10 protein-coding genes are annotated in these 13,195 nt (G+C 70.6%); 8 read left to right on the forward strand and 2 right to left on the reverse strand.

Annotated features, from left to right (window positions below):
• Positions 1-689 precede the first annotated feature (689 nt).
• The 4 genes from GWK61_RS20315 (at position 690) to GWK61_RS20330 (ending at position 5,096) form a co-directional block, all read left to right on the forward strand.
• Positions 690-1,226 (forward strand): dihydrofolate reductase family protein, encoded by a 537-nt coding sequence (locus GWK61_RS20315; protein ID WP_194910331.1) that lies wholly within the window; start codon positions 690-692, stop codon positions 1,224-1,226.
• Positions 1,227-1,331: 105 nt separating this feature from the next.
• Positions 1,332-2,147, forward strand: coding sequence for a MerR family transcriptional regulator (locus GWK61_RS20320; protein WP_194910333.1), 816 nt, complete (start codon positions 1,332-1,334; stop codon positions 2,145-2,147).
• A gap of 334 nt (positions 2,148-2,481) precedes the next feature.
• On the forward strand, positions 2,482-4,401 hold the full coding sequence (locus GWK61_RS56610) for a pentapeptide repeat-containing protein (RefSeq protein WP_228562634.1): 1,920 nt from the start codon (positions 2,482-2,484) through the stop codon (positions 4,399-4,401).
• Positions 4,402-4,556: 155 nt separating this feature from the next.
• Positions 4,557-5,096, forward strand: coding sequence for a hypothetical protein (locus GWK61_RS20330; RefSeq protein ID WP_194910336.1), 540 nt, complete (start codon positions 4,557-4,559; stop codon positions 5,094-5,096).
• A gap of 56 nt (positions 5,097-5,152) precedes the next feature.
• Here GWK61_RS20330 and GWK61_RS20335 read toward each other — a convergent pair whose 3' ends face one another.
• On the reverse strand, positions 5,153-5,956 hold the full coding sequence (locus GWK61_RS20335; RefSeq protein ID WP_194910337.1) for an FHA domain-containing protein: 804 nt from the start codon (positions 5,954-5,956) through the stop codon (positions 5,153-5,155).
• Between the two features lie 141 nt (positions 5,957-6,097).
• On the opposite strand from GWK61_RS20335, the gene GWK61_RS20340 reads away from it, so the two are divergent.
• Positions 6,098-7,852 (forward strand): serine/threonine protein kinase, encoded by a 1,755-nt coding sequence (locus GWK61_RS20340; RefSeq protein WP_194910340.1) that lies wholly within the window; start codon positions 6,098-6,100, stop codon positions 7,850-7,852.
• A gap of 8 nt (positions 7,853-7,860) precedes the next feature.
• Here GWK61_RS20340 and GWK61_RS20345 read toward each other — a convergent pair whose 3' ends face one another.
• Entirely contained in the window at positions 7,861-9,273 is a 1,413-nt protein-coding gene (locus GWK61_RS20345; RefSeq protein ID WP_194910342.1) for a hypothetical protein, read from the reverse strand.
• A gap of 133 nt (positions 9,274-9,406) precedes the next feature.
• Between GWK61_RS20345 and GWK61_RS20350 the strand changes: the two genes are divergently transcribed.
• Genes GWK61_RS20350 through GWK61_RS20360 form a run of 3 tightly spaced genes read left to right on the forward strand, consistent with a single transcriptional unit; the run spans position 9,407 to position 13,013 of the window.
• The gene (locus GWK61_RS20350; RefSeq protein ID WP_194910344.1) at positions 9,407-10,087 is read left to right on the forward strand and encodes a vWA domain-containing protein; all 681 of its coding nucleotides are present in this window, start codon (positions 9,407-9,409) and stop codon (positions 10,085-10,087) included.
• Positions 10,087-11,025 carry a protein phosphatase 2C domain-containing protein gene (locus GWK61_RS20355; protein WP_194910346.1) on the forward strand — a complete coding sequence of 313 codons (939 nt, stop codon included), beginning with the start codon at positions 10,087-10,089 and terminating at the stop codon, positions 11,023-11,025. The genes GWK61_RS20350 and GWK61_RS20355 overlap by 1 nt, the downstream gene beginning before the upstream one ends.
• Positions 11,022-13,013 carry an LppU/SCO3897 family protein gene (locus GWK61_RS20360; RefSeq protein WP_194910348.1) on the forward strand — a complete coding sequence of 664 codons (1,992 nt, stop codon included), beginning with the start codon at positions 11,022-11,024 and terminating at the stop codon, positions 13,011-13,013. The genes GWK61_RS20355 and GWK61_RS20360 overlap by 4 nt, the downstream gene beginning before the upstream one ends.
• The last annotated feature ends 182 nt before the right edge of the window (positions 13,014-13,195 follow it).

A 13,195-nucleotide genomic window follows, 5' to 3' on the forward strand; every position in this document is an offset into this window, starting at 1 on the left:
GGGGTCGGGGCTGGGTTTCTGGCTGATCCTGGTCTAGGTTCGCGGTTCGTGGCTCGTGGTTCGCGGCGGGACGTCGGTTGACGTCCCGCCGCGGCTTTTGTTCGCGTGGGGCGGGGCTGCTGGGCGAGGTGTTCGGCGAGTTGCCCGGGTGCGGTTGGGTTGTGGTTTACAGGCGTTTTTTGACGGCTTCGCCAATGGTTGGATGGCCTCGCAGGGGGACGCAGTTCGGTTGACAACTCATTTCGCGCTGGCGGCTGCCGGTGTTCGCGAACAGGACCGCGCACCGGTCCTAGTTTGTGCATGGTGCATTGGCGGGTGGCGGTTTTCGCGTGCACGACCACGCATGAGTCCGAGTCACTGCGCACGCGTCATGCGGGCGGGTGGCGGCAGCGTTTGGTGGGTGCGTTGAGGCCTCTGGCGGGCCTCCTCGACGAGGGGGCGACCCGCGCGACCTGCTTGATGCCGCCAGCCCGCGACTGTTCGGCTTTCTATCCGCTGTTGCCTGCGCCGCGCTGTTTGCCGGCGGTCGCTGCTTGTGGTCGCCGGGTTCTGGGTCCCTCACCACGGCACCGGCCGCGCAGGCCTGTCACCAGCCGAGGCCGCCGAAGCCCCTCGCGCCGTCGCCGATGAGTTTGTGAGGCGCGAGTCGTCTGACCAGACAACAATGTGGTCGACCAGAGGAGAAGCCGGTGCGCAAGGTGGTTCTGACCCAGTTCCTGTCCGCCGATGGTGTGGCTGAGGATGCGGGCGCGTTCCTCACTGGGTGGGACGATGTGGTTGATGGCCATGGTGCCGACGCCATTGCCACGCAGGACGCCGTCGTGCTCGGTCGTCGCACCTATGACGATTGGGTTCAGTTCTGGCCCGGCAGTGACATCGAGCCGTTCGCCACGTTCATCAACAAGGTCCCCAAGTACGTCGCGACCTCCACGCCGTTGGCGCGGGAGTGGGACAACGCGGCTGTGATCGATGGTGAGCTGGTGCCGTTCGTTCAGGATCTGAAGAACTCCGTCGGTGGCGACATCGGTGTTCATGGCAGCATCTCGGTCGCGCAGGCGCTGCTTTCGGCGGGGGTGATCGACGAGGTGCGGTTCGCCGTCGTGCCGGTGGTTGTCGGGCGGGGGCGGCGGTTGTTGGAGGGGCTGCCGGAGATGCGGCTTGAGCTGGTCCGGAGTGTGGCGACGCCGGCCGGGTTCCTGTTGACCGACTACCGCGTCGCGCGGTGACGGCGGGCCTGGCCTTCGGGCTCGACCTCCGGGCTTGACCTTCACCTTGGGGACGGCCTCATGGTCGAATCACCGGGTGATCCGCCCGGAGCGAGGGAGTTGACCATGGAGCTGCTCACGATCGGCGCGTTCGCGCGCCTGACCCGCCTGTCGCCCAAGGCCCTGCGGCTCTACGACGAGCTGCGGGTCCTGTCGCCGGTGCACATCGATCCGGACACCGGCTACCGCTGGTACTCGCCGGAGCAGGCCGGGCGGGCGCGGCGGGTGGCCAAGCTGCGGCAGCTGGACATGCCGCTGGCACGCATCAGGACGGTCGTCGAGCTGCCGTCGGAGGCGCTGGCCGAAGCGCTCGTCGCCTACTGGGACGAGCAGCGGCAGGGCTTCCGTGCCAAGCAGGAACTGGTCACCTTCCTCGTCAACCAGCTGACCGGAAAGGAAACGACCATGTACGAGGTGTCTGTCCGCGCCCTCCCCGCCCGCACCCTGCTCAGCACCACCGAAAGCCTCACCGCCGACCAGATCGGGGCCTTCGCCACTCCCCTGTTCGCCCTGTTCGGCGGCCCGACGATCGCGCGGCCACCAGGCCAGGCGGGCCTGCCCTTCCTGCGCTACCACGGCGAGATCAGCAACGACAGCGACGGGATCGTCGAGTTCTGCTGCCCGGTCGAGGCCGGCGCCGTCGAGGAGATCACCGGCCGGTACCCCGACATGACGCCGAGCACGGAGGAAGCCGGCCGCGAAGCCTTCATCAGGGTGCCGAAGGCGAACATGATGACCACGCTCGGCTTCGAATCGCTCCGGCAGTGGCTCGCCGAGCACGACGAGAAGGCCGACTCGCGACCGCGGCAGATCTTCCTGCGGGACCCGGCCAGCGCGGGTGAGACGGACACCGTCTACGAGTGGGCGATCGGGCTGCGCTGATCGGGAGCGGTCCGCGAAGGGCTGCGCGGGTGCGTGACTGCGTGACTGCGCGTTCGGGGCCGGAGTGTGACCCGGCCCCGAACGCTCGTACGGAGCATGAGAAACTGTCCGCGGTGCTGGCACCGGTCGTCGCAGAGACCTGAGATCAGACCTGAGATCAAGGAGAACTGCACGCAAAGGTGTACCGCTCCCTCTGCTACGAGCTGATCGCGGTCGAGCCCGGGCCGCTCGACGTCCGCGCCGGCTTCGTGCGCGCGCAGAACTCGAACACTTAACCGAGATGGCGGTATTTCTACTGTCCCCGGCGTCGGCCGTCCATCCGTAACGTGCGTTCATGGACGCCCGGCTGACAACTCGCCTACTGGCCGACGGGGACGTGGCCGCGCATCGCGCCGCCCTTCAAGAGCTCGAAGCTCTCGCGCGGGAGCATCCCGAGCAGCGGCAGCCCATCGCCGACGTCGTGTGCCGCTACCTGCGCGAACCGGCGGGGCCGGCAAGACCGGCGGCGGCCGGGCAGCAGGCCGTCGCGCTGCTGACAGTGCTGGCACGTCAGCATCCTGACGTCGGCGACCGTCCGGCGGACGGAGCGGACGGAGCGGACGGCGGAGACGCCGCGGACTCCGCCTGCGACGCCGGCTGCGAGCACTGCCTCAATCTGGAGCTGGACACCGCGGTGCTTCCGGATGTCGACTTCGGCGGCTGCCGGCTCGGCGACGTCAGCTTCACCGACACGCACTTCCGCGGCGCCTCCGTCTTCGCCCGGACCCGCTTCGCCAACACCGCGCTGTTCCAGCGGTCGGTCTTCGAGGGCGACGCGTCCTTCGCCGGCGCGCGGTTCAACCGCGAGGCCGACTTCGGGCGGACCAGGTTCCGGGCGGACGCCGACTTCTCGCGCGTGCGCTTCCAGAGCATCGCCTGGTTCGGCCGCGGCGAGGAGCTACTGAACGAGGACGACGAAGAGGCCTGCGACGAGATCGAGAGCCGGCAGCCGCTGGCCTGGGACGAGCTCAACGAGGACGACCCGCAGTGGCCGATGGCCAAGCTGGTCGACGACTACCAGTCGTGGGAGGAGGGCGGCGACGGGACGCGGTTCAACCACGGCGTGTCGTTCGCCGACGCGACGTTCGCGATGGAGGCGTGGTTCTGGAAGGCGCGCTTCGGGAGCGCGGTGTCGTTCCAGCGCTGCGAGTTCGGCGGGCGCGTGAACCTGATCCAGCCCGCGGTCGACCTCACCGGCGCCCGGCTCACCGCGGACGCCAGGGCGCGCGGGCAGGAGTGGCCCGAGGGGCAGGACTGGCCGCTCGGCTGGGCGACCGCATCAGACCTCGAAGACGACGGTGCGGCGCTGGTGGTGCTGGACGAATCGCTGCGGCCGTACCACCGCCACCTCGCCGACCCCGACCCCGAGGTCCGGCTCGCCGGCCTGCACATCCTCGGCGAGCTCGGGGACGCCGACGCCGATCTCAGGGAACGGATAGCCGACGCCGTGTGCGGGTACCTGCGCACGCCGCTGGCGTTCGACGTGACGATCGACGTCTTCGACCTGACCCCCACGCAGTTCGCCGAGCTGCGCGCCCGCCGCGCCGCCCAGCGCCTGCTCACCGACCGGACGCGCCCCGGCACCGACCGGCCGCTCTGGGAGAACATCGACCTCCAGCTCTCCGGTGCCACCCTGATCGGCTTCGACGCCGGCGGCTGCCGCCTGGCCAGCGGCGACTTCGCCGGCGCGCAGTTCTACGGGACCACGACCTTCGCGGGCGCGACCTTCGGCGGCGAGAAGCCCACCTACGGCACCGAGATCATGTTCGCCCTGGCCTCCGGCGGCCAGCAGGGTCGCGCCACGTTCTACGGCCCCGCGGACTTCACCGGCGTCCCGATCGGCCGCTCCGGCCTCATACGCTGCCGCTTCCACACCGACGGCGCGGTCCGCGCCTCCGGCACCGACCAGGACCTGATCAGGGTTCTGCTGGCGGCGCGGCTCGACGCGGAGCCGACACAGGTGACCGCCGAGTTCCGCAGGGTACTGCGGTCGGACGCGATCGCGCGGAACGTGGAGTACGGCCTGGTACCGGGGCCGCCGGACGCGCCGTGGGAGGCGCGGACCGGGCTGAAGGTCAGCGGGACGGATGTGCTGCTGGCGGATGTGGCGGGACGGCTCGACGGGGCGGACAGGTTCCCGGAGCTGAGCGCTGAGCAGTGGGAGGCGGCTACCGGGGCTGTCAGGGCCCTGTTGGAGGCGTTGGAGGCGGACTAGCAGCCTCACGATTCGCCCGGCGCCGCCACCGACTGCCGCAGGCAGAGACTGATTTCAGAGTGCGCACACCGAGGGTGATGCGGGTACTAATACCGACGCCACCGCCATGATCCGCCGCCTAGAGTCGAGCATCCTCAACTCCGGAAGGACCGCCCATGACCGACGTCGCCCTGGACCTCGCCGAGGGCAGCGCCCTCATCGCGATGGCGCTGGGTCCGGAATCCGGCGTCGTGCGCGTGCAGGGGCGGACGGTGCGGGACGGGCTCGACTACGTCGTGGTGCACAACGACGCCACGACGATGAGCATCCCGCTCGGCGAGGCCGACGCGCTGCTGCGGATGCCGGTGTCGTGGGAGCAGGCCGAGCGGTGGCTGGAGCGGCTGCGCGACACCGAGCCGGCCGACGACGTGCGCGCCTGGACGGAACGCTTCGCGGAGTACGAGGCCGCGCTGGTGTCGAGCGTGGACGACGAGTTCGTGGAACTGCTGCGCCGGCTTTACGCGTCGCCGTATGCGTCCTCCCGCGGCGAGCTGCGCCTGATCTGGGCCTTCGAGCGGATGGTCATCGAGGAGATCGCCCTGGTGCTCGGCGTGGACGCGGAGGATCTGGTCGAGGAGTTGCACGAGCTGCACGGTGCGAACGGGACGTTCGCCCCCTCGGCGCCGCAGCGCATGGACGGGCCCGTCCGGCGCTGACCGTCGTCCGGCGCTGAACCCGGTCCGGGCTGACCCCTATCCGGCGCCGACCCGCGTCAGCCCGTCTCCGTCTGGTCAGCCAGCAACTCCAGGTCCTCCGCGCTCAGCGTCACCGTCTTCACCAGCTCCCGGATCAGGTTCACGCTCAGCGTCGACCCGACCGGCTCCCCCACCTCGTCCCGCATCAGCCCGCGCACGCCGCGGCGGTGCAGGCGCTCGCGCACCTCCTCGACGGTGTTCGCGACCGTGCGGAAGTTCCAGGCCTTGGTGGTGTACGGCGAGGCGTTAGCCGTCTGCGCCGTGTCCTCCCAGGTCAGCGGGAGCGGGAAGTTCTCCTGGCCCTCCAGGTAGCGCCGGGCCAGCGCGGTGAGGACCAGCCGTTCCTGCGCCGACAGCTCGTACACCGTCTCCGGGTCGACCGTCGGGGCCTTGGTCGTGGAGCGGGGGTGGTGGTCGTCGTCGTCCACCAGGCGAACCTCAACAAGGTGGGAGCGCTGCTTTGAGGAGTTGATGACGAGCGGGGTGTATCCGGGTTCGATGACGCGCCGGTGGCCCTTGAGCATCAGCGAGCCGTTGGGCAGCTCGATCGGCAGCTGCCCGGTGTTCGTCAGCCACCACCCCGCCTCCGGGCCGGTGCAGGTGAACACGCCGTGCCGGCGGCTGACCGTCGGGTCGTCGACGCCGACCGGGACGTGCACGTCCTCCCGGTCGCGCCCGAACAGCAGCGTGTACCGGCGCGCCGGCACCGCGTAGCCGCCTTCGGGGCCGAGCACGAAGATCGTGCCGGGCGGCGCCGACGGGACGCTCTCGGACGGGCTGCCGGGCGGCAGCATGCGCGGGGGGAAGTGGGCGTTCGGCATGGTCAGGGTGCCTCCGTTCAGCTGTCCGTCAGTGTATGAGGGTGCGCAGAGGACCGGTCCTTAACGATCATCGCAAATTGCACGGCCCCGGAGTGCTCGATAACCTACCGACCGTGAGTGCACCCAGCGGACGGCGCGCCGATGGATGAAGAAGTCGCCGATCCGCTCGGGCCGGGCGACCCCCGCGAGATAGGCCAGTTCACCATCATCGGCCTGCTCGGCGCCGGTGGCATGGGCGAGGTCTTCCTCGGCACCCGCGACGGACGGTACGTCGCCGTCAAGCGCGCCAAGCCCCGGCTGGTCTCCGGCGAGCGGTTCAACCGCGAGGTCGCGATCCTGCACCGGGTGCCCTTCGGCGTCGCGCCCTCGCTGCTCGCCAGCGACAACACCGCGCCGGAGCCGTGGTTCGCCACCGAGTACGTGCCGGGCCTCACCGTGGACGACGCGATCCGCTCCTTCGGCCCGCTGACCGCCGGGGAACTGTGGCTGCTGCTGGCCGAGACCGCCGCGCACCTGCAGGTCGTGCACGACGCGGGGATCGTGCACCGCGATCTGAAGCCGGCCAACATCATGCTGGTGCGCGACGGTGTGAAGCTCATCGACTTCGGCATCGCGCTGGCCGACGACCAGTCCCGGCTGACCCGCAGCGGCGCGAGCTCCGGGACACGCGGGTTCACGGCCCCGGAGCAGGAGGCCGGGGATCGGGAGGTCTCGGCGCCGGCCGACGTGTACTCGCTGGCCGCCACGCTGACCTACGCGGCCTCGGCGCGGCTGCCCGGCCTCGACCTCGACATCGGGCCGATCCGAGCGCTGGACGCCGACCTGGCGGCCGTCGTCGAACCCTGTTTCGCCGCCGACCCCAACGCCCGGCCGACGGCCGCCGACCTGGTCGCCGTCGCCCGGGAGCACGCGGACGTCACGAGCACGTCCTGGCCGTCGGAGGTGATGGAGCGGATCGCCAGGCGGCGGAGCTTCGCCGCGACGCCGGTGAGCGTGATCGACACGGTGCTCCCGCCGGATCAGGATGTTGACACCGCCGAGCCGGAGGCCGGTCCGACGCAGTCGCCGGCCGACACCAAGAAGGCGACGGGAACGGCGACGAGCCGTCGGCGGTATCTCGTGCCGCTGGCGACGATCGCGACGCTGTGCGCGGTGGTGGCCGGGGTGCTCGCGGTGTTGCCCTCGCACCAGAAATCGGGGTCACCTCCGTCTTCGGCGGCGTCGGGGGCCGGGATCGTGCCGGTGGTCGGGGAGCTGTCTTCGTCCGCGGGGCGGACCGGCGGGACCGGTACGACTACGGGCTCCGGTCGGCCGAGGACCCCCGGAGCGACCACGTCTGGCACGAGTACGCAGCCAAGCGGGTCGTCGTCGAACGCGGGCAGCGGGCCGGGTCCGCAGCCCACGTCGGCGGGCGGTTCCACGCCGGGCTCGACGTCGAAGGGCGGCGCCAGCTCGCCGGGGCGGCCGGTCGGCAGCACCACCGGCCCGGGCAGCGCGCCGAGTTCTGTGCCACCGCCGAAGTCCGGGCCGACGCCGACCGCTTCGTCGATCCCGGGCATCGACAGCGCCAACGATCCAGCGCGCGTTCCGAATTCCGAGGCGGACACGGCGAAAGTCTTCAACGACGCGCCGTGCTCGGCGTGGCTGGACTCCGACGGCTCCGGCAATCTGGCGGGCGTGGTCAACACCTCACTGGAACAGACCTGCGTCGCCGAACTGATCCGGAACGACGGGATGACTTTCACGTTCGGTACATCACAGAATGCTGAGAAGACCAACTTCCTCCCCGACCAGGGATACTCGATGCAGATCTGCGTCTGGATCGCGAACCAGAAGAGCGGCGAGGCGTGCTCGCCCCAGTTCGCGATGAACGGCACCACGCCGGTCCAGAAGTAGGAGTCGGGTCAGCCCTGGTCATTCGCCTCGGCGGCGACCAGGGCGTCGACGTCCGCCTGGGTCTCGGCCCGCGCCTGGAACTGAAGGCTCACGCCGAAGGTCAGGTCACCGCCTCCCCCGAGCGACTGGACCACCGCCGCCGCATCCGGGTCCTGACATGAGAGGTTCTTCGGGCGATCGACCGGAAGCTTGGCGGTGACCTCGCACTGGCCGGCCGGTTGTCTCCCGACGGTGACTTTGGCCGTCACATCGACGACGACGGCATCGGTCGGGGCCGAGGCGACGACGCTGTTGACGGATACGGTGCATGTACTGTCCGAGCAGTACAGTTTCGGATCTTCGCCGTATTGGAAGACGACGCCGAGGTCGAGCGCGTCGGTGAGCGTCTTGGTCTGGTCGATCAGGCCGGCGAAGAAGGTTGTCACAGAGGTTTGCGATACGGCGTCGATCTCCGTGGGCTGCCCGGGCTGCGCGGTCGGCGGGACCAGGCGGAGCACGCGGTAGGGCTGCGTGGTCGAGATGTAGAGCACGCCTGCGGAGGTGGTCACCGGCGTCGCCGGATCGCGTTGTGTGCTCTGTGCAGTCGACGGCGGGAAGCCAGTGTCCTGAGACGTCAGCACGGACTGCAGCGAGGCCGCCAGGTTCCCCGCTGAAGCCAGACCGGACGGCAGCTGCGCCTCCAGGGCGCTGTCGCCGGTGACCCACTTCCCCCGCACCGAGGCCGCCGTCGCGCCCGAGGGCAGCGTCCCCAGCAGGCGGACCGACGCCGGGTCGGCGGCCTTGAAGTAGGTCCGGCCGCCGACCTCCAGGACACCGAGCTCCCCGCCGCCGAGCTCGATGGCGCCCTGCGCATCGCCGCCGGACGTGACCGTCAGCTGCCAGGAGGCACCGTCGGGCGCCAGTCCGGTGTAGTGCAGCAGGGACTGCGTGGACAGGTTCGCGAGTGCTTGGGCGACCGGAGATTGGTCAGTACCCTGTGATACCGACGGCTGGTCCGGCGTGCTGGTCGGAGCCTGCGCGCGGACTTGCGTTCCCGTCCGCAGCGCCATGGCGGTCGCTGCGACCGCAAGGACTACGACCACAGCTCCGGCGCCCACGGCGACCAGGCGCCGGGTGAGCGGCTGGCTGCTCGGCGTGGGCGGCCCAGCTGGCACGGCGATTCGTGTGTTCGCCGGTGCGACCGGCCTGGCGACCCAAGGCGTCCGGGGCGCTGCCGTCACCGGAGGCAGAGGCGCTGACCCCACCATCGAACCCTGATTCGCAGCCGCGAGCCCGATCGCCGTCAGCCGCTTCACCTTGCCCTCGGCCGCGATCGGCGGCGGCGTGCCCAACTGCGGCGGCACGGCGCGCGGCGTCCGTTCCCAGATCGGCAGATCCGGGCGCGGGGCCCCGGGTTCCGTGCTCGGGTGTGGGCCGTCCATCGCACCTCCCAGTCGGCAGCGCATACGAACTCTGATGGCCGTCAGGCTAGGGCGCCGCGCTCAGGACCGGTCCTCTGCGCGCTTGCCTAGCCTGCTGCGCAGCGCTGGTAATCGCGAATGGGAGGGGATCGGGATGTCCGAGGCAAGAGGTGTGCTGCTGCCGGCCTACGTGCTGGTCGACGAGTCGGCGTCGATGGGGCCTTATGTGGACGACCTGTCCGCCGGGCTGATCTCGCTGTGTGAGGAACTGCGGGCCGCGCCGATGCTGGCGGCGAAGCTGCGGCTGGCGGTGCTGGGGTTCTCGGACGACGTCCGGGTGCACCTGGCGGTGGCCGACATGCGGGTGGAGACGAACCTGCCGCGGGTGACGGTGCGCGGCAGCACCAACTACGGCGCGGCGTTCTCCGACCTGGCCGGACGCATCCCCACCGACGTGCGCTTCCTGCGCGACGAAGGCTACAAGGTGCACCGTCCGGTGGTGTTCTTCCTCAGCGACGGCCAGCCCACCGACTTCGGCTGGAAGCGGTCGCTGGCCAAGCTCACCGACCGGCAGAAGATGCCGGCCGCGCCGAACATCATCGCCTGCGGCATGGGGTCGGCTGAGCGCAAGACCATCGCCGAGGTGGCGTCCCGGCCGGAGTTCGGGTTCATCGCCGAGCGCGGCGCCGACCTCGGCAAGGCGATCTCAGAGTTCTTCCACGCGCTGACCGCGAGCCTGATCGCGTCCAGCCAGGCGCTGAACTCGGACAACCCGCAGCTGGTGGTCACCAAGCCCGAGGGGTTCTCCATCGTGCTGGACGAGGTCACGCCGTGATGCCGAGCCCGGCCGGAACGGCTGTACCGGACGACACCGCGCCGTGGCCCCGGATCACGGTCGACATCGCAGGGCCCGAATTCGAGCCGCGCCCGCCCGAGCAGTTCGCGTTCGACTTCCCGGACACCGAGTGCGACGGATGGTCGACCCCTGACTTCACCGTCCGCTCCGCCTCGGTGCGCGGGGCCAGCCACCGCTACTCGCGCAAGCCGCGCCAGGACGCGGCGCGGGTCGCCGTGCACGAGGACTCGGGGGCCGTGGTGTTCGCCGTCGCCGACGGGGTCTCCGGCGCGACCGACTCGCAGCTCGGCGCGCTGGAGGCGTGCCGGGCCGCGATGGAGCGGCTGCTGTACCTGCTCTCGCAGGACGCGGGTGGCACGCGGGGCGGGACGCTGGACCTCGACAGCGTCGCGCACCACGCCGCCGAGCGGCTGCGGCAGCTCTCGGCGTGGCGGTTGGGCAGCAGCGATCCGCAGAGCTCGGCGGTGGCCGCGGGCTGGTACGCCACGACGCTGGTCGCCGGGATCCTGCAGCAGGAGCCGACCGGGCCGCGGGTGCGCGTCTGCCGGATCGGGGACTCCGGCGCCTGGCTGCTGGACCGCGCGACGGGTTCCTACCACGCGCTGTTCGGGACGAAGACGGGTTCTGACACCGACCTGGTGTCCAACGCGGTGCGGCCGCTTCCGCACGTCCCCGATCCGGTCGAGCAGACCACCGAGCACCTGACCGCCAACGAGGTGCTGCTCATCGGCACCGACGGTTTCGGGGACCCGCTCGGCGACGGGGACGGCCTGGTCGGCGCGCTGTTCGCGCGGCACCTCGCGGTGCCGCCGTCGCCGCTGCGGATGGCGCACGTCCTGGACTTCTCGCGCGAGACCTTCGACGACGACCGGACGCTGGTCGCGGTCTGGCCGCGCTCCCCGGGAGGCGCGCCGTGACCTCGGGGACCCGCACCGTGGAGCACGCGAACCTCCAGCTCGGCGGCCTGCTCGGGCGCGGCGGCCAGGGCGCGGTCTACCCGGTCGCGAACCGGAAGATCAACGAGGCGGTGAACGGCGGCTGGGAGGTCGTCTACAAGGAGTACAACGCCGCCACGCTGGCCCTGCTCGACGCCGACGCGCTGCGCGGCATGGTGGATCTGCTCGGCGGCCTGGACGCCGACGACGCGCGCTGGATGTGCGACAAGACCGCGTGGCCGGTCGCGGTGGTCGAGCAGGCGGGGCAGGTGCGCGGGTTCCTGATGCGCGCGGTGCCGGACCGGTTCCGGTTCAGCATGCGGAGCCTGGCCGGGACGACGTCGTCGAAGACGGTGCTGACGAACCTGGAGTTCCTGCTCAACGACGAGGCCTACATCGCCGGGATCGGGCTGGCCGTCAGCCCGCGGGACCGGCTCGAACTGCTGGCCGACCTGGCCACGACACTGGACCGGCTGCACCGGATGGGGATCGCGGTCGGCGACATGTCGCCGCGGAACCTGTTGTTCTGCATCGGGAAGGACGCGGGCTTCTTCCTCATCGACTGCGACGCCATGCGGCTGCACGGTGTCAGCGCCCTGCCACAGGTCGAGACGCCGGACTGGCAGGCGCCGGCCGGCGAGGAGCGGGCGACCGGCGCGACGGACGTGTACAAGTTCGGGCTGGTGGCCGTCCGGGTCGCGGCCGGGGACCAGGCCACGACCGATCCGGCGCGGCTCGCGGCGATGGGCGGCGGGCTCGGGGATCTGGCGCGGTCGAGCTTGGACGCGGACGCGGGTCAGCGGCCTGCGACGGCGGGGAAGTGGATCGGGGAGCTGAGGGCTGCGGCGCGGACGGCTCCGGTTGTCGCGCCGAGCGTGTCGGCGCCGTCGGCATCGTCTTCGTCTTCGTCTGGGTCGACACCGTCGGCTGCGAAAACGCCGCCGGTCTACAAGGCACGCAAGCCGGTCGGGAAGCTGGTCGGCCGGTTCGCCGGGCTGGTCACCGCGGCGGTGGTCGTCCTGGCGATCGCGCTGAACAGCAACCACAGTTCGAGCGCCGCCGTGACGAGCGGCGGATCCGGGTCGGGCGGCGCGTACACGTCGACCACTTCCGGCGGCGACGCCTCAGGCGGATCTGACGCCACGGGCGGCACCGGGAGCGGCGGTTCGAGCGTGACCGGCGGAACCACCGGCTACGTCCCACCACCGGTGACGACGTCGTCGGCCGACAGCGGCGGCGTCACGGGCTCGGGCACCACCGGCGCATACACCCCGCAGCCGCCGCCTCCCCCGCCGGACCTCATCAAGACCCTGCAGATCGGCGACTGCGTCTATGACAGCAACCCGTCCACGGCATCGAACGCGAAGCTGTCCTCGGCCGCCTGCGTCCCGGGCTCCTTCAAGATCGTCGGCGCCTTCGACAACACCACGGACATGAACTCCTGCACCAACGTCGGCCAGGTCTCGCAAACCGTGTCCTCCCCGACCGACGACCGCGTGGTCTGCCTGAGCTACCAGTCGAACGGCACCGCCTACTGGGCCACACCGGGCCAGTGCGTCTACGGCCTGAACGGCGCCGGCAACTCCTGGAGCACAGAGGCCTGCCAGACCGGCAACTTCAAGGTCGTGGCCCGCTACCCGCAGACCACCGACAAGAGCCGCTGCCCCGCCTGGCCGCAAAGCAACGAGAGCTACAGCTACCCCAACTCCGACTCGGGCCTGTCCGTCCTCCTCTGCCTGCAGATGAACTACCCCGACGCACTCGGCAACGCCGAGCAGAACGAGTGCCTGGTGAAGAACGGCGACACCTTCACCAACGTCGACTCCTGCCCGAGCTCCAACGTGATCGTCTCCGGCCGCACCGGCACCTACGACGACCCGTCCTTCTGCGGCCACGACGGCGCGTCCTGGTGGCGCCCCTCCGAGTTCCCAGAACTGGGATACACCGTCTGCTGGCGCTGGAAGCAGTAGGCGGGGGCGAATGAAGGCCGGCCTGCTCCCGAGCGCGGGGAGCAGGCCGGTTCAGCAGACAGACAAGGGGCGGCTCAGCCTCCGAAGAAAATGATCATGTGGCTGATAAAAACGCAGACATGGCAGATGTTCACGGGCGAATTAACTCCTTATTTCAGCGAATGGCGCTCGCATCGCTCCCC

The organism is Catenulispora rubra, from assembly GCF_015356825.1.
Lineage (GTDB): Bacteria > Actinomycetota > Actinomycetes > Streptomycetales > Catenulisporaceae > Catenulispora > Catenulispora rubra.